Source organism: Rhizobium phaseoli (assembly GCF_010668805.1).
Taxonomy (GTDB): Bacteria; Pseudomonadota; Alphaproteobacteria; order Rhizobiales; family Rhizobiaceae; genus Rhizobium; species Rhizobium phaseoli_A.
The window spans coordinates 34,797-50,422 of sequence record NZ_WUFT01000017.1 but is presented as its reverse complement, the minus strand read 5'-3'; the positions used below and the strand labels follow the sequence as shown (position 1 = coordinate 50,422).

The window sequence follows — 15,626 nt, the reverse complement described above, 5'->3', positions numbered from 1 at the left end:
GCCAGCTCAGTGCAACGCCGCGGATCGATGCTTTCCGCGGCGTTGCAGACCGATCACTCCGCCGCCTGGCGGGCCATCGGGTTGTTCGGGTGCGTCGTCCAGTTGGCGTAGTTCGGGTCGACCACGCGGCCGGTGCGCTTGTCGAGGGTGCCGGTGGGAAGCTGCTCCATGGTGATGCAGTTTTCGACGGGGCAGACGCTGACGCAGAGATTGCAGCCGACGCATTCCTCATCCATCACTTCGAAATGGCGAAGGCCGTTGACGACATTGGTGATCGCCTGGTGCGAGGTGTCCTCGCAGGCGATATAGCAGCGGCCGCATTTGATGCAGGCGTCCTGGTCGATCTTCGCCTTGGCGATATAGTTGAGGTTCAGATACTGCCAGTCGGTGACGTTGGGCACGGCGCGGCCGGTGATGTCGTCGAGGCTGCGATGGCCCTTTTCGTCCATCCAGTCGGAAAGGCCCGTGATCATCTCCTCGACGATCTTGAAGCCATAGGTCATCGCCGCCGTGCAGACCTGAACGTTGCCGGCGCCGAGAACGAGGAATTCGGCGGCATCCCGCCAGGTGGTAATGCCGCCGATGCCCGAAATCGGCAGGCCGTAGGTTTCGGGATCACGGGCGATTTCGGCCACCATGTTCAGCGCGATCGGCTTGACCGCCGGGCCGCAATAGCCGCCATGGCTGCCCTTGCCGCCGACCGTCGGGTTCGGAGCGAAGTTGTCGAGATCGACGGAGACGATCGAATTGATCGTGTTGATCAGCGAGACGGCGTCGGTGCCGCCGGCCTTGGCGGCGCGGGCAGGGCGGCGGATATCGCTGATGTTGGGCGTCAGCTTGGTGATGACCGGCATGCGGGTGTACTGCTTGCACCAGCGTACGACCATTTCGATATATTCCGGCACCTGGCCGACGGCGGAGCCCATGCCGCGCTCCGACATGCCGTGCGGACAGCCGAAGTTGAGCTCGATGCCATCGGCGCCGGTTTCCTCGACCAAGGGCAGGATCGACTTCCACGCCTCCTCCTCGCAGGGCACCATGATCGAGGCGATCAGCGCCCGATCCGGCCAGTTCATCTTGACCTGCTTCATTTCCCTGAGATTGGTGTAGAGGTCGCGGTCGGTGATGAGCTCGATATTGTTGAGGCCAAGCAGGCGGCGGTCGGCGCCCCAGATCGCGCCGTAGCGCGGGCCTTTGACGTTGACGACGGGCGGGCCTTCTTCGCCCAGCGTCTTCCAGACCACGCCGCCCCAGCCGGCCTTGAAGGCGCGCTCGACGTTGTAGGCCTTGTCGGTCGGCGGCGCGGACGCCAGCCAGAACGGGTTCGGGGATTTGATGCCGACGAAGTTATTGCGGAGATCAGCCATTGTTCATTCTCCCCTTCAAGCAACCGCGACAGCCGGAGCGGCTGCTGCGCACAGGGTGCGATGGATGGATTCTGCTGCGTCGCGACCATGGGCGACGGCGGAAACCGTGAGATCGTCGCCACCGAAGACGCAGTCGCCGCCGGCCCAGACGCCATCGAGCGAGGTGTGGCCTTCGACATCGACGGCGATACGGCCGGATTCGATCCGCAGCGAACCGAGGCCCGAGGCATCAAAGCTCTGGCCGATCGCCTTGAAGATCTGGTCGGCGGCGATCACGCCGGTCTCGCCGGTGGCGATGAGGCGGCCTTCGACAATCCGCGTGTACTCCACCTCGATGGCGGCGACCTTGCCGTCCTGCGACAGGATCGATTTCGGCGCCAGCCAGTGGCGGATGATGACGCCCTTGGAGCTTGCCAGATCCTGCTCGTATTCCGAGGCGTTCATCTGCTCCTTGCCACGGCGGTAACAGATCGTTACCTCTTCGGCGCCGAGCAGCTTGGCCTGCACGGCAGCGTCGATCGCCGTCATGCCGCCGCCAAGAACGACGACGCGGCGGCCGATGGCGATTTCGCTCTTGTCTTCAGCCTGGCGGAGTGCCGCGATGAAATCGACGGCGTCGTCGACGCCCGCAAGGTTCTCGCCATCGATGCGCAGCGCATTGACGCCGGCAAGGCCGATACCGAGAAAGACGGCGTCATACTGCGCCTGCAGATCGGCAAGCGAAAAATCGCGGCCGAGAAGGGCGCCGTGGCGAACTTCGATGCCGCCGATCGAGAGGACATAGTCGACCTCCTGCTGGGCGAAATCATCGACCGTCTTATAGGTGGCGATGCCGTATTCGTTGAGGCCGCCGGATTTTTCCCTGGCATCATAAATGGTAACGGAGTGGCCTTTCATGGCCAGACGATGGGCGGCGGCAAGGCCTGCCGGGCCTGCGCCGACGACGGCGATCGTCTTTCCGCTCGTCTCGGCCCTGGCATAGAACTGTCTGCCGGCCTGCATGGCGGCATCGGTCGCATAACGCTGCAGCCGGCCGATCTCGACGGGCCGCTCTTCGGCAGTGTTGCGTACACAGGCCTGTTCGCAGAGTTCTTCGGTGGGACAGACGCGGGCGCACATGCCGCCGAGGATATTCTGGTCGAAGATCGTCTTTGCCGAGCCGATCGGATTGCCGGTCGAAATCTGCCGAATGAACAGCGGAATATCGATCGAGGTGGGACAGGCCGTCATGCACGGCGCGTCGTAACAGAAATAACAGCGGTCGGCGGCGACCAGTGCCTCGTGATTGTCGAGGCGCGGATGAAGATCGGAAAAATTAGCCTCATACTCGGCGGGCGAAAGCCGGCCGGCATGAATCCCGGTTTCCAGTCGTTCCATTGAAGTTCCCTCATTATTGGTAAACGGCCTGTGAGGGAAAGCGTAACTCAGGTTTAAAAATTTATCAAACGGTAAAATTTTGAGAGTCTTCCCTTGTCTCTCTTGGCGTAACTATTTGTTTCTTTATACTAATTTGTCATGGTGGATATTGGGGAAATGACGGGGTGTGCATCAGCTTCAGGCCGTTCAAGAAAAGATTCGAAAAAGTCGGATTTTTTTGTTGGAAGGAGGGAACCAATGTTGGATGCCGTCGTTATTGCGATATCCGGATGGTGACCGCATCGACCCAACATGCGCGCCCCCAACCCACTATCCGGACGTACTCACGGTCCCCTCCCGGTGAGTGAAGACAGCTGGTGCGCCGCCCTCGCACCGGCTGTTTTTCCGCTTGCGACGGTGTGTTTTCTGGTTGGCTTTCCCGGGCTTTTACACGCGCTTAAAGATTTCGAATTCACTTTCCGGAATGGTCAGGCGGTATTCGATGCGGCCAGGAACGAGGTTAAGTTCAGCCTTGCCGTTGACCGACGAGGGCACGACACGCTCCAGCACGGTACGGCCGAAGCTGTTGTCGCTGAATTCGTGGACTTCCGAATGGTTCTGCAAAACCTCTACCCAGGTTACTTCGATCGCCTTCCTGTCGCCGATCATGGCGTCGCGGCAATTTAGCGTTATCGAGGCGGCGCCACCTGATATCGCGCCGTAGGAGGCGGAGTTGACGATGAGTTCGTGGAGGGCGAGCCCGAGATGCACAGCGGCATTCGGCGTCAGGTGAGCGTTGATGCCGTAGATCGGCATGGAGCCGGCCGTTTCCGGCCAGTAGGGGGCGAATTGCTTTTCGGCAAGTTCGAAGAGATAGGCGCCGCGCCAGCTCGAATCTGTAATCAGATCCTGGGAATTGGAAAGGGATTGCAGCCGTCCGCGGAACTTGAGGAGGAAGGTGTCGAGAGACAGCGTATTGCGTGCCGTCTGGGTGGCAATGCCCTGGATGATGGCGAGAAGGTTCTTCGAGCGGTGCGAGAGTTCGCGCAGCAGCGATTTCAACACTTTTTCACGATGCCGGCTTTCGGTGACTTCAGCCATAACCGACAAAAGTCCATGTGCGCCGCGTTCGCCGGTGCGCTGGATCTTCAGCTCATAAGTGCGCATTTCGCCGTCGACGTCGATCTCAACCTCGGCATTGTTGGGGATGCCGGATTCCAACACTTTGTGTTTCAGTGCCGTCAGATACCGGCCGTGCGCGTCGCCGAAGAGGGCAGCATCGCCGCCGCCCGGCATGAAGAGCGCTGCGAAATGCGGTGGCAGATTTTCGGCGTAGAAGATTGAAAGCCGGGCGTCCTGACAGAGGATTGAAATCCCGGCACTACCGAGCGCGCGCTCCATCATTGCGGCTTTGCCTTCGAAGGTAAAAGGCATGCCGGACAATGGTTCAGTCGTATTCACTCGGCCGCCTTTCCTTGTGACATCTTGAACGTCGCTGAAGGAAGCGCCCTTAGAGACGCCGCTCGTCAACTCTAGATCAAAGCGCTGCAAAAACCGTTAAAGCCACCGGAGCGTCCCGGTAGCACCGGAACGCCTGGTTTGGCGATTTGGTTCCGGAGGCCGGAAAATTGCGTCTCAGGCGGCCACTCTGGTCGATTCGTTGAAGAAAAGAGCTTGGCTGATCAATGCCTTGACCATATCTGGATTGAAGGGTTTGGTGACGAGGAATGTCGGTTCTGGCCGCTCGCCGGTCAAAAGCCTTTCTGGGAAAGCGGTGATGAAGATCACCGGCACGCTTGATGTCTTGAGGATGTCGTTGACAGCGTCGATGCCGGAGCTGCCGTCGGCCAGCTGGATGTCGGCCAAAACCATGCTCGGTTTGGTTTTGTTGTAGAGCGCAACGGCCTCGGCGTGCGTGCGGGCAATACCGGTGACGCGATGGCCAAGGCTTTCGACCATTTGCTCGATATCCATGGCGATCAGCGGTTCGTCCTCGATGATCATGATGTCGGTTGCGACCTGACGGGAAATCTCCTGCGAGGCCATGTCGAGCAGACGCATGACATCCTGTTCGTCGAGTTCCAGGATTTCGCCGATCTCGGCGACGCGGAAATTCTCTACGGATGCCAGCAGGAAGGCCTGGCGGGCGCCTGGCGAAACCTTGGAAAGGTTGAGCGTGGCGCGCTGTTCCCAGGCATAGGGCGAGGTCGGTTCTGGAATCTGGACTGCGGTGGAACCAAACAATTGCGTAAACAGTTTGTAGAGTGCCACCCGGTCATTCGCCGTATCCGGGAAAATGGTGAGATCGGCGATGATGGCTTCGAGAACGGCGGCGACATAAGCATCGCCCGAAGTCTGAGTGCCGGTAAGGGCGCGGGAATAGCGGCGCAGATAAGGAAGGTGCGGCGCAATTCGAGTGGAAAGTGTCATTAAGGGCTCCCGTATGCAGGCCGGTCATTGGCTTCAATGAGCGGTAAACGTCACCTTGATAAAAAAGTTCCGGAACGGCAGGAACTTTTTTTGTCGCGCCGCATTATTCCAGCCGACAAGGAAAGGGCGTAGCGTTTTGACCCATGCAGCAACAGATGCCAGCGACGTCGACAAACGGAGGGTCGGTGTCGATGGTTGAAATCCTGATCGATCCCATGCACGCCCCAACAGACAACCGACGAGAAGACGAATTGATGACGACACGCAAAAAAGAAGCAGCCGACCAGCGCAAGCTGGAGCTGCGGGCAAGCGATATCCTGGACCCGAACAATCAGATCGGCGTCAGGTTGCGGTCGCTCTATGCCTCTGCGCAGGAGGAAGCGATCCCTGATCGATTTCTCGATCTTCTCGAAAAGCTCGACCATGCCGAGATGATGGCTTCTGCCAAGATGGCCGAATAGGATCATGCGCATGGAAGAAAAAGCGCAACCCAGCTTCAAGCGGGAACTGCTGGCGGCCCTCCCAAGTCTCCGCGCCTTCGCAATATCGCTCATCGGGCGGCATGATCGTGCCGACGATCTCGTCCAGGACACGATCATGAAGGCCTGGGCCAAGCAGGATCATTTCGAGATGGGCACGAATATGAAGGCCTGGCTCTTCACGATCCTGCGCAATGAACTCTACAGCCAGATGCGTAAGAGCGGCCGCGAGGTCCAGGACAGCGACGGGCTGTTCACGGAATCGATGGCGATGCACCCCTCGCAATACGGCGCGCTCGATCTGCAGGACTTCAAAAAAGCACTCGACCAGCTGCCGCCGGATCAGCGCGAGGCAATCATCCTCGTCGGCGCCTCGGGCTTCTCCTATGAGGAGGCAGCCGAGATTTGCGGCTGTGCCGTAGGCACCATCAAAAGCCGCGTCAACCGCGCCCGCCAGCGGCTGCAGGAATTGCTCCAGATATCCGGCGAGGCCGATTTCGGCCCCGACGCCACCTCGGCGCCGCTGACGTCGAAGGCGTTTGCGTTCTGAGAAAGTTATGATTGGGGCGCCGGCTGCCTGTTGGGGCGTCGGCGCTCTACGCATAGGCGAGGACGCTCCCAGTGATGGTTTGTCATTCCGGCGCTTCCCTCTCCTCCCTCATTCCTGTGCTCGTCACAGGAATCCAGTGCGCCCAAGTCCTTGGGCGCGAAAGACTACTTTGTTTTGATGAGAGTCATTCACGGCGCGGACGCGCCGTGGCTGGATTCCTGTGACAGGCACAGGAATGAGGGCGGATGGGCGGGCGTCCTACCCCATCCGCGGAAAGGGCATAACCCACGTCTCTCACTCCGTGGCAGAACGAGCAGAGAGTCGAATGGGAATCAATCCTCCCGCTTCGACCCCACCAGATTGGCCGCGACGAAGGCCGCCAGCACGCCCGCGGTCAGCAGCGGTTGAGAGCGGATCAAGCCGATCCCCACTGCTGCCATCGATTCCAGTGCGGCGCGGCGCTCGCGGGCGCGACGTTTTTCGCGAGTATTGATAACCGCCATCACCACCAGTGCAATGACAGCGATGAGCAGCGCGCAGGCGGCGAGAAAGAGGGCGGCGCCGACCGCGCCGTAGATGCCGGCGAGCCAGATGGCGCCGGCGGTGACTGCCAGCGCGTAGGCGGTGAGAAGAAAGAGCGCGGCAAGCGCGATGAAGATGCTATTGCGCTTGGCGTGCGCAACGGTCCGCTGCACGTTTGCGCCCGTCAGCAGGCTCAGGATCGAAAACAGCATCGCGCGCCCTCAACGCCGGGCGAGGAAGGCGATAGCCAGGCCGAAAGCGGCAGCGGCGCCGATCGTTGCCAGCGGATGTTTACGGACGGTATCGCGCATTTCGGTCGCGCCGCGCTCATAGCCGTGCTGTAATTCGCGGAGCAGATCTTCGCTGCGGCCGAGCAGTTCCTCATAACCGGCCCCGGCCTGGCTGCGGATTTTTTCGCCCTGTTGGCGTGAACTCTTGCCGACGAGGCGGGTCAGTTCCGCGAGTTCGTCGCGCAGCGCCTCGACCTGCTCCTCGATGCCGGATTCCAGATTGTGGAAGGTGCCGTTGCGGCGGCTGCGGCCGGATTGGAAGATAGAATAGCTCATGGCTGTCTCCATTGGCTGGGGCGCGCGCAAGCCCGCCTATTTCGCACTGTGGTCGCCACCGTTCGTTGCATGAATGATATCGCCCGGCATTGACCCAGATCACTGCCGAAAACGTGCCGGGCGATCAAAAGTTCCGCCGCATGCGGCGGTTAGCGCTCGGAAATGGCGCTGTGGGCGAGCACGAACGGCGTGCCGTCGGCTGGCACCTGGTTGATCCGCAGCGCGCAGCCGAATACCGACAGCATCGTTTCATCCGTCAATACGTCACCGATGCTGCCGGCGGCAGCGAGGCGGCCGGATTTCATCAGCACGATGCGGTCGGCAAAGAGCGCCGTCAGGTTGAGATCATGCATGACGGCGATGACGCCGCCGCCCCGTTCGCAGAAATTGCGGGCAAGCGTCATGATCGCCAGCTGGTGGCTGATGTCGAGGCTCGAGACCGGCTCGTCGAGCAACAGCCAGCAGGGTTTGCCGTCGACGACAGGCTCGGCGATCTGGCAGAGCACGCGGGCAAGCTGCACGCGCTGCTGCTCGCCGCCGGAGAGTTCCTGATAGAAACGGCCTTCGAACCCGGTCAAGTCGACGGAGGCAAGTGCGGCGGCGGCCGTCTGCTCGGCCTTGTCGGGATTGAGGTTGAGGCCCGATGTCAGGCCCATGCGGACGATCTCCCACACGGTGAAGGGAAAGGAGATGGTGCTTGCCTGCGGCAGCACGCCACGAACGGCGGCAAGCTGCCAGGGAGACAGCCCTTTGACCTCGTCGCCGCCGATGCGCACCGAGCCGCCATAGGCAAGTTCGCCGGAGATCGCCTTCATCGTCGTCGTCTTGCCGGAGCCGTTCGGCCCGGCAATCGCCGTCAGCTCGCCGGCTTTCGCCGTGAAGGCGACGTCGCTGATGATGGGTTTGCCGGAAAGGCGCACCGAGACGCCGGAAACTTCGATCATCTAAACGTTACTCACAGGGCAAGACGCGAACGCTGCTTGAGCAGGATCCACAGGAAGAAGGGTCCGCCGACCGCCGCGGTGATGATGCCGATTGGCAGTTCGGCAGGCGCCACCAGGGTGCGCGCCAGGACGTCGGCGAAGATCAGCAGAGAACCGCCGAGAAGAGCTGCGGCCGGCAGCAGGAAACGATGGTCGGGGCCGATTGCCATGCGCAGGATATGCGGCACGACGATGCCGACGAAACCAATGCCGCCGCTGACGGCGACGGACGCACCGGTCGCCGCGGCGACGCCGACGATCGCGACATTCTTCAGCCGCTGCACCGGCACGCCCATGTGAAAGGCCGCGGCCTCGCCGAGTGTCATGGCATTGAGGCCGCGGGCCATGAAGGGCAGGGCGGTGAAGGACAGGAGAATGATCGGGCCGGCGGCGGCGATCTTCGTCCATGTGGCGCCGGCCAGCGAGCCCATGCTCCAGAATGTCAGGTCGCGCAGCTGCTGGTCGTTGGCCATGTAGATCAGCAGTCCTGTCATCGCCAGGGCGAGCGCGCTAAGGGCGATGCCGGCCAGCAGCATCGTCGCCACCGAGGTCTGACCGTGACGGGTGGCGATCCAGTAGAGCAGCAGCGTCGTGACGAGACCGCCGCCAAAGGCGGCCGCCGGCAGGGCATAGATGCCGAGAAGCGCCTGAAGCGGAGCGGCAAGGCCGCCGCCAAGCACGATGATCGTGACCGCACCGAGGCTTGCACCGGAGGAGACGCCGACAAGGCCGGGATCGGCCAGCGGATTGCGGAACAGGCCCTGCATTACCGTGCCGGAAACGGCCAGCGAGGCGCCGATCAGGAAGCCGAGGATTGCCCGGGGAAGGCGGATATCGAAGATGATGATCCGGTCACGCGTGCTGAGCGCCGTCTCGGAACCGGCGATGTTGCCGATAACGTCGAGGATAGAAGCGTCCGAGGCGCCTGTCGTCACCGAAAACAGCATCGAGAAGATCGCCCCGATAACGAGCAGCGCGACGACCAGCAAGGCGAGCCGCGCCCTGTCGCCCGCCTGCCGATTTCTGCGGGTCTCCGCCATCGGGAATAGTCGCCTTCGTTCCATCATGGCTTGCGGCAGAACCATGATCAGCCCCCGTAGATCGCCGTGTTGAGCTCACGCGCGGCGGCCGCGGTGCGCGGGCCGAAGCCGAGCAGGTAGATGCCGTCCATGCGGATGATCGCCTTCTTCTCGCCAGCCGGCGTCAGCGCGATCGCCGGCTGGGCCAGCAGGTCCTCGTTCTTGGTGCCGGCGCCATCGCCGCGGTTCATCATCAGGATGATGTCGGGCTTGGCCTCGATGATCGCCTCGTCGGTCAGCGGCTTGTAGCCCGGGAACGCGCCGACGGCATTGATGGCGCCGGCGAGCTTGACGATGCCATCGGCCGCCGTGCCGGTGCCCGATGCCATGATCCGGCCGTTCTGGGCGCTGAGGATGAAGAGAACGCGCTTGCGCTCCGCCTCCGGGCGCTTTTCGGCATCGGCAATCGCCGCGTCGAGATCGGCCGCGACCTTTTCTTCAAGCGCCTTCGCCTTGTCGGGCACGCCAAGCAGCAAGCCCACCCGGTCGATCTTGGCGATGATGCCGTCGCGGGTAAAGGGGCTCGGCACGGTTTCGAAGGGCACGCTGGCACTCTTCAGCACAGCCAGCGCCTCCTTCGGGCCCGAACCCTCAACGGCGATGATCGCCGTCGGGTTCATGGCGAGGATACCTTCCGGCGAGAGCGCCCGCATGTAACCGACGTTGGGCAGCTTCAGCGCCGCCTCCGGATAGATGCTCGTCGTGTCGCGGGCGATCAGCCGGTTTTCCTCGCCGAGCGCATAGACGATCTCGGTGATATCACCGCCGACCGAAACCAGGCGCGAGGTGTCGAGCTTGTTTTCCTCGGCATGGGCGGCGCGGACGAAGGCCAGGCCTTTGACCGCCGGTGCCGACGGGATCAGCGGCAGTGCCATGACGGCCGCCGTCAGGGCGAGTTGCCAGGGGCGAATCCCTCGCAGATTGTTACGCATCGTCATCACAGCGATCCTTATGCGGCAACGCTTGTTGCCCGCGGCAGATTTTCGATGATCTCGCGCCACTCGGCGCGTTCGTCGGAGCCTTCCTGCCGCTTGCCGAAGAACTGGATGATCATCTCGCCTTGCGTATTGTAAGCCTCCAGCGAGGTGACATGCCCATCCTTGGTCGGCTTGCGCACGGCCCAGGTCTCGGCGATGTGATCCTCGCGCAGATGCAGATGGAAGGTCGGGTCCATGATATTGATCCACGGACCCATGGCCTGGACGTTGAAGATCGGGCCGGAATGGATCTGGACGATGCCGTTATTGGCGACGAAGCACATGATCGGCAGGCCGGATTTCACCGAACCATGCATCATCTCCGCCGTCGCACTGCTGTCGAGCTTCCAGGCATAGTCGTCGCCGACGCTGCGCACGGCCGCCTGGCGGCCGATTTTCAGGCGTTTCAACATGCCGAAGAATTCATGGGTATCGGTGAGCTTGCTCCAGTTGTCGCGCAGCTCGTCGCGGTTGACGTCGGCGCTTTCATCGACGGTATCCGAGGTCTCGGCCTCGACGAAGTCCTGCGACTGGTCTTCCAGCTTCAACTCGGCGACCAGCGCGTGATAGGCCTCGACATTCGAATTCGGGCGCAGGTGCAGCTTGTGCACGGCGGTGCCTGTCTTGTCGAAATATTGCAGGCTGAGGCGCAGTTGGTCGCCATCCTTCTTGGATACGGCGAAGCCATGTTCCCAGCGGCTCGGGAAGATACGCAGGTCGATATTCTCGCCGAGAACGATTGCGGCCTGCGCGCCGCTTTTGATGTTTTCGAAGATGCCGATTTTTTCGTGTACGGCACTTTCGTTGCGCGAGAGCGCCATCACTTCGCCGAGGCCGGCCACGCGTTCGAGGAGCTTCAGCGCGCTGCCATTGATGCGGGTCACGCTGATGCCGGTTTCGGCGGCAACGAGGGCTGCCTCGGAAATCTTCAGCTGGGCAGCGATCTCGCGCTCGCGCATCTTCGGGTTTTCGGCGCGAAACGCACGGATTTCGGCTGGCGCCGGTCTTGTCTGCTCGGTCATGTGTTACCTACTATTGGCCCTATTTATTGAGAATGAGCTTGCCCTGACGGGTGATCTTCAGGCGATAGGTCAAACCGTCGTGTCTGATCATGATCTCGTTCGTGCCGCGAAAAAGATCCGCGCTTTCGACGATCCGGTGCTGCGCCGCAGGCTCGTTCGGCAGCGGCACGTGCTTAAAGTTATCTGGCTTTTCAACCATCATTTCGGTTGGCAATTCCGTGAGGCCGGGGATCTTGGCCCCCGGTTGTGATGACATTTATCTTGACTTTCTTACTCATAGTTTTTTAAAGACGCAATAGGAGACTATTACGGTCAAGTTTTCGAAATTGCTGATACGAGCTGCCTGCGGGCGGCTCGCGACGATGACGGAGAAGGTTTTATGACAGGTAGGTTTGCGGCTGTTGCGGCCGGCATGGCGTTGGCGGTTTCAAGCGTATGCCAGGCGCAGGAGGCACAACCGGCAGCTTCCCTCGATGTCGAACTCAATGCGCTGGCGCCCTCGCAGAAGGGCTGCATGATGACCTTCGTGGCGCTGAACCGACTGCCTGCCGCCATCAATAAGATCTCCTTCGAGCTTGCCTTCTTCAACGACAAGAATGCGGTCGACCGTATCACCGTGCTCGGTTTCCGCGATCTGCCGCAGGGCAAGAAGCGCGTGCGCCAGTTCGATATGCCGAATGTCAAATGCGAGAGCGTGACGCGCATCCTCATCAACGACACGCCGGTCTGCGACGGGCCGGCGGCGGGCGAATGCATGAAGGCTCTGGTCACCCGCTCGCAGATTTCCGTTCCCTTCGAGGGCTAAATACGCCGGGGATAACCCCCGGCGGACATGTTTCAGGCTGTCCGAGGCGTAGACAATGGCGATTTCAGCGAAAACCAGATCGAGACAGGTGCTCATCGGGGAGGCGGACGCCGATAGTAGCCTGAACGATAATACGCCCGGCATGCATCCTGGCCATGAGCTTTCGGAACTGCGCAATGCGCCGCCGCAGCCGGCGGGCGAGGCGGTAATCCACTACACACGTTTTGCGCAGATATCCTCCTTTCCCGACCATCCGGAAATCATATCGGCGGCTCCCGTTTCCGCGCCGCCGATGGATGCTACGGTGGAAAAGCAGGAGGACCAGAAGAAACCGGTGCGGCGGCGGCTGGCGCTGACTTGTGCCGGCTCGTTGATTTTTCATGCGACGTTGGCTGCCACGCTGTTTATGGTTATGCCCAAACCGTCCGATGAGACGCTGATGGAGGCAGGCGAAGCGATCAGCATCGTCATGCTCGGTAGTTCCGACGCCGATCAGAGCGCGGCCGGGGAGACCGAAGTGACCATAGAGGAAGAAGTGGTTCCAGAAGCGGTTGAACCTGACACGGTCACACCAGTCGAGACAGCGGAAGTACAGCCGGAAGCCATTCAGCCGGCTGACGCGAAGCCAGTCGAGGCCCTTCAGCCGATGCAGGAGGTTACGCGCCAGTCGGCGGAGACCGTGATCGCTGCGGAACCAGAAGTGCTCGTATCGGAAACCCCTGCTGAAACTGCAGTTGCGCAGCCAATGTCAACTTTAGTGCCGGAGCAATCTCCGGAGATGCCGACAACATCTGCGGAGCCGCCCCTCACGGCCGCGGTACAACCCGAGCCAGAAGAGATCAAACCTGTCGAGACGGCTGCAATTGCTCCTGAACCTGAGTCGTCGGCAGAGACGGTTACGCCACAGCTGAAGCCGAAGCGGGAAAAGCCCGCGGAAAAGCAGCCGGCGGAAAGAAAACAGCCGCCGAAGAAGGCGCAAGGTTCGGAGGGAGATGCCAAACAGGAGGCACGCAGGGGGGCTGCCGACGGGCAGGCAGACGCCAATTCGAATGATAATTCGCGCACGTCGGGAGGCAGGAGTGGAGCTGGTGGTGCGTCGGAAGCCAACTACAAAGGTAAGCTGGTTGCGCGATTGTTCCGTTGCGTCGACCGGATGGAATCGCGGTATCGCACGGCTCACGTAACCTTGACTGTTCGCATCACGGTCAGTCGTGACGGCGATGTCACTGCATCGGGCATTGTCCGTGGCTCAAGCCTTCCCGAGGTTGACAGCGCCGCTCTTGCCAGGGTGGCTTCATGCAATCTTCCGGCTATGCCGGATGCCATACCGGCATCTTCGCGTAGCTACACCTTCCCGGTTCAGGTCACTCCGCGGTAAATATGATAAAAATAATCAACTTTATACTTTACTCTAAAAATCAAGTTTAATAAGGTCCACCCGCACACGCAGGAATCGTGTGACGATCAACGAGCAAACGGGTGGTATATGGCTCGCAAGGGCAAGAAGGGATCGAACCGGGAGGTCCGCGACAGCGCGACCGAGGACGCTAACCAGCTATCCGCCGGGCGATCCAAACTGGATGGCCGCAGTTTCCTCTATGTCGGCGGGCGTGACTGCCAGGTGGCGCATCTTCGCCAGATCGCCAGCAATTTCGGTGCTGAACTCCTGCATCATGACGGCGGGCTGCGCGAAGCGGTATCCCGCATCGATACCGTGCTGCCGTCGGTCGACTGCGTGTTCTGCCCCATCGACTGTATCAGCCACGATGCCTGCCTGCGCGTGAAAACCGGCTGCAAGAAATTTGGCAAGGCCTTCATCCCACTTCGCAACGGCAGCAAGTCCAGCCTGGAACGTGCGCTGCAGACGATGAGCGAACGAGACAATTCCCGATGAACGACCAGCGTCCCGACGGCTTCACAATGATCGGCCTGCACAAGCTTGCCGCGCAGACAGGCGAGGGCCTCGTGCCCGAACTCTACGAACTTTTCCAGCAGCATGCCGAACGTCGGATCTACCAGAATGTGGTGCTGTTCCCGACCTGGGAGGCGCGCATGCCTGGAGAAGCGACGACGAGACCGCTTGGCCCGGCGGTGGCAAACGGCAATAATGTACTCGCTTTTCCCTCCTATGCGGCAAGGGCCGGCAAGAGGAAGGCGTAAGGAGATCGCATGTATATCGCAATGAACCGCTTCAAGGTGGCAGCTGGGAACGAAGGTGATTTCGAGACGGTCTGGCGCAATCGCGATTCCAGTCTGGCCGAAGTGCCCGGTTTCGTCGAATTCCGCCTGCTGCGCGGCAAGGCCAACGAAGAGGAAGGCTACACGCTCTATTCCTCGCACACGGTCTGGAACAGCGAAGCGGATTTTCAGAACTGGACGAAGTCCGAGAATTTTCGCGCGGCGCACCGCAATGCCGGCGACCGCAAAGCCATGTACAAGGGGCCGCCTGTTTTCGAAGGCTTTAACGTCGTCGAGGGCGTATAGCTGCCGACGTTAGCTCGGCGCGTGCAGCCCCCTCATGCCACTCTTGTTTGCCCGAGGAACCGGCGGCGATTGCCAAACTCTACGCCCGAACCCGAAACACGGCGCCGGCGGCAACGGCCAGCCAGCCAAGCATCATCGCCCAGCCGCCGGTCGGGGCCGCATAGGGGAAGAGGCCGGCGCCGGTGAAACGCAGGGTCACGAGGTCGCCGGCAAAGAGCAGGGTTCCGACAATCATCAGAATACCGGCCAGCCAGGCTGTTTTGAGCTTGGCGGTGCCGAGAGCCAATGCCAACAGGGCAGGGGCGTGCGCGAGGCACATCGCCGATGCGGATGCCGCCAGGTTGGCTTCGCCGCCGCCATGGGCGGCAAGAGCCGCAAGAGCCACGCCGGCGACGCCGAACAGGCCGGCAAAAAGGTAGAGCACTGGCTCCAGACGCGCGTTCAGGCTCATGGTGTTTCCTTGTCCGGTGGGGCCTTGTTCTGCATGTGATAGGCGAGCCGCTCCACCGGCGCCCAGATGAGATCGCGCAGCGCCTGGCTTGATATCGTCTCGTCGAGGGCGCGGCGGAAACAGAGCAGCCACTCGTCGCGCTCGACGGCGCCGATCTCGGCGACGAAATGGCGGCTGCGCAGGCGCGGATGGCCGCGTTTGTCGGTATAGAGCGGCGGGCCGCCGAGATAACCGCTCATATATTCGTAGAATTTCTCTTCGCTGCCGGTAAGGCTGAGCGGATGCACGGCGCGCACGTTGCTTGCCTCCGGCCTGTCCATCAGTTCGTAGAAACGCTGCGTCAGCGCCCGCACGACAGGATCGCCGCCGATCGCTTGATATAGAGTGGTGACCTTCTCCGTCACGAAACCATCCCCGATGCCCATCGATTACCCCGGTCCTTCATGCACCGGGCGGAAAACGATCGCAACTGTCATCAAAGCGACGCGGCAATTCGCGCATATTGCCGGGCGGGCAGGAGTTTCAGCCGATTCATCTTGACAAAACCGTCCAGAC

Annotated in this window: 20 protein-coding genes; 7 read left to right on the top strand and 13 right to left on the bottom strand. The window is 61.3% G+C overall.

All coding sequences use genetic code 11. The annotated features are described in order from the left end of the window. Nucleotides 1-53: 53 nt before the first annotated feature. The 4 genes from preA to GR197_RS23790 form a co-directional block, all read right to left on the bottom strand. Nucleotides 54-1,367 carry an NAD-dependent dihydropyrimidine dehydrogenase subunit PreA gene (gene preA / locus GR197_RS23805; RefSeq protein ID WP_164013992.1) on the bottom strand — a complete coding sequence of 438 codons (1,314 nt, stop codon included), beginning with the start codon at nucleotides 1,365-1,367 and terminating at the stop codon, nucleotides 54-56. Between the two features lie 15 nt (nucleotides 1,368-1,382). Further along, complete coding sequence (locus GR197_RS23800) at nucleotides 1,383-2,744, bottom strand: NAD(P)-dependent oxidoreductase (RefSeq protein ID WP_164013990.1); 1,362 nt, start codon at nucleotides 2,742-2,744, stop codon at nucleotides 1,383-1,385. Between the two features lie 426 nt (nucleotides 2,745-3,170). After that, nucleotides 3,171-4,166 (bottom strand): sensor histidine kinase, encoded by a 996-nt coding sequence (locus tag GR197_RS23795; RefSeq protein ID WP_204330366.1) that lies wholly within the window; start codon nucleotides 4,164-4,166, stop codon nucleotides 3,171-3,173. Between the two features lie 192 nt (nucleotides 4,167-4,358). Further along, nucleotides 4,359-5,153: a response regulator gene (locus tag GR197_RS23790; RefSeq protein ID WP_003581798.1), complete on the bottom strand. Its 795-nt coding sequence runs from the start codon at nucleotides 5,151-5,153 to the stop codon at nucleotides 4,359-4,361. Nucleotides 5,154-5,407: 254 nt separating this feature from the next. Here GR197_RS23790 and GR197_RS23785 point away from each other — a divergent pair, with 254 nt between their 5' ends. Then, complete coding sequence (locus GR197_RS23785; protein WP_007630755.1) at nucleotides 5,408-5,614, top strand: NepR family anti-sigma factor; 207 nt, start codon at nucleotides 5,408-5,410, stop codon at nucleotides 5,612-5,614. Nucleotides 5,615-5,624: 10 nt separating this feature from the next. Then, nucleotides 5,625-6,182 (top strand): RNA polymerase sigma factor, encoded by a 558-nt coding sequence (locus tag GR197_RS23780; protein ID WP_164013988.1) that lies wholly within the window; start codon nucleotides 5,625-5,627, stop codon nucleotides 6,180-6,182. A 332-nt stretch (nucleotides 6,183-6,514) separates the two neighbouring features. Here the strand turns inward: GR197_RS23780 and GR197_RS23775 are convergent, their stop codons facing one another. From GR197_RS23775 to hemP, 7 genes are all read right to left on the bottom strand, one after another. Further along, nucleotides 6,515-6,916: a hypothetical protein gene (locus tag GR197_RS23775; RefSeq protein WP_164013986.1), complete on the bottom strand. Its 402-nt coding sequence runs from the start codon at nucleotides 6,914-6,916 to the stop codon at nucleotides 6,515-6,517. A 9-nt stretch (nucleotides 6,917-6,925) separates the two neighbouring features. Further along, the gene (locus GR197_RS23770) at nucleotides 6,926-7,270 is read right to left on the bottom strand and encodes a DUF883 family protein (protein ID WP_164013984.1); all 345 of its coding nucleotides are present in this window, start codon (nucleotides 7,268-7,270) and stop codon (nucleotides 6,926-6,928) included. Nucleotides 7,271-7,419: 149 nt separating this feature from the next. Then, nucleotides 7,420-8,214, bottom strand: a complete 795-nt coding sequence (locus tag GR197_RS23765) for a heme ABC transporter ATP-binding protein (protein WP_164013982.1) — start codon at nucleotides 8,212-8,214, stop codon at nucleotides 7,420-7,422. An 11-nt stretch (nucleotides 8,215-8,225) separates the two neighbouring features. Continuing rightward, a complete protein-coding gene (locus tag GR197_RS23760; RefSeq protein WP_164013980.1) occupies nucleotides 8,226-9,338 on the bottom strand; it encodes a FecCD family ABC transporter permease in 1,113 nt (370 codons plus the stop codon). 2 nt (nucleotides 9,339-9,340) lie between these two features. Further along, nucleotides 9,341-10,270, bottom strand: coding sequence for a heme/hemin ABC transporter substrate-binding protein (locus GR197_RS23755; RefSeq protein WP_164013978.1), 930 nt, complete (start codon nucleotides 10,268-10,270; stop codon nucleotides 9,341-9,343). Between the two features lie 11 nt (nucleotides 10,271-10,281). Continuing rightward, nucleotides 10,282-11,331 (bottom strand): hemin-degrading factor, encoded by a 1,050-nt coding sequence (locus GR197_RS23750; RefSeq protein WP_164013976.1) that lies wholly within the window; start codon nucleotides 11,329-11,331, stop codon nucleotides 10,282-10,284. Between the two features lie 19 nt (nucleotides 11,332-11,350). Beyond that, nucleotides 11,351-11,533 carry a hemin uptake protein HemP gene (gene hemP, locus GR197_RS23745; protein ID WP_164014137.1) on the bottom strand — a complete coding sequence of 61 codons (183 nt, stop codon included), beginning with the start codon at nucleotides 11,531-11,533 and terminating at the stop codon, nucleotides 11,351-11,353. 177 nt (nucleotides 11,534-11,710) lie between these two features. On the opposite strand from hemP, the gene GR197_RS23740 reads away from it, so the two are divergent. The 5 genes from GR197_RS23740 (at nucleotide 11,711) to GR197_RS23720 (ending at nucleotide 14,620) form a co-directional block, all read left to right on the top strand. Continuing rightward, nucleotides 11,711-12,136 carry a hypothetical protein gene (locus tag GR197_RS23740; RefSeq protein ID WP_164013974.1) on the top strand — a complete coding sequence of 142 codons (426 nt, stop codon included), beginning with the start codon at nucleotides 11,711-11,713 and terminating at the stop codon, nucleotides 12,134-12,136. A 55-nt stretch (nucleotides 12,137-12,191) separates the two neighbouring features. Then, nucleotides 12,192-13,514 carry an energy transducer TonB gene (locus GR197_RS23735; protein ID WP_164013972.1) on the top strand — a complete coding sequence of 441 codons (1,323 nt, stop codon included), beginning with the start codon at nucleotides 12,192-12,194 and terminating at the stop codon, nucleotides 13,512-13,514. Nucleotides 13,515-13,622: 108 nt separating this feature from the next. Then, nucleotides 13,623-14,030 carry a DUF2325 domain-containing protein gene (locus GR197_RS23730; RefSeq protein WP_164013970.1) on the top strand — a complete coding sequence of 136 codons (408 nt, stop codon included), beginning with the start codon at nucleotides 13,623-13,625 and terminating at the stop codon, nucleotides 14,028-14,030. After that, complete coding sequence (locus GR197_RS23725; RefSeq protein ID WP_164013968.1) at nucleotides 14,027-14,296, top strand: hypothetical protein; 270 nt, start codon at nucleotides 14,027-14,029, stop codon at nucleotides 14,294-14,296. The genes GR197_RS23730 and GR197_RS23725 overlap by 4 nt, the downstream gene beginning before the upstream one ends. 9 nt (nucleotides 14,297-14,305) lie before the next feature. Further along, entirely contained in the window at nucleotides 14,306-14,620 is a 315-nt protein-coding gene (locus tag GR197_RS23720) for an antibiotic biosynthesis monooxygenase family protein (protein ID WP_164013966.1), read from the top strand. Between the two features lie 79 nt (nucleotides 14,621-14,699). Here the strand turns inward: GR197_RS23720 and GR197_RS23715 are convergent, their stop codons facing one another. Next, a complete protein-coding gene (locus tag GR197_RS23715; RefSeq protein WP_164013964.1) occupies nucleotides 14,700-15,071 on the bottom strand; it encodes a DUF423 domain-containing protein in 372 nt (123 codons plus the stop codon). Then, nucleotides 15,068-15,475, bottom strand: coding sequence for a group II truncated hemoglobin (locus GR197_RS23710; RefSeq protein ID WP_164014135.1), 408 nt, complete (start codon nucleotides 15,473-15,475; stop codon nucleotides 15,068-15,070). Before GR197_RS23710 ends, GR197_RS23715 begins: the two co-directional genes overlap by 4 nt. Between the last annotated feature and the right edge of the window lie 151 nt (nucleotides 15,476-15,626).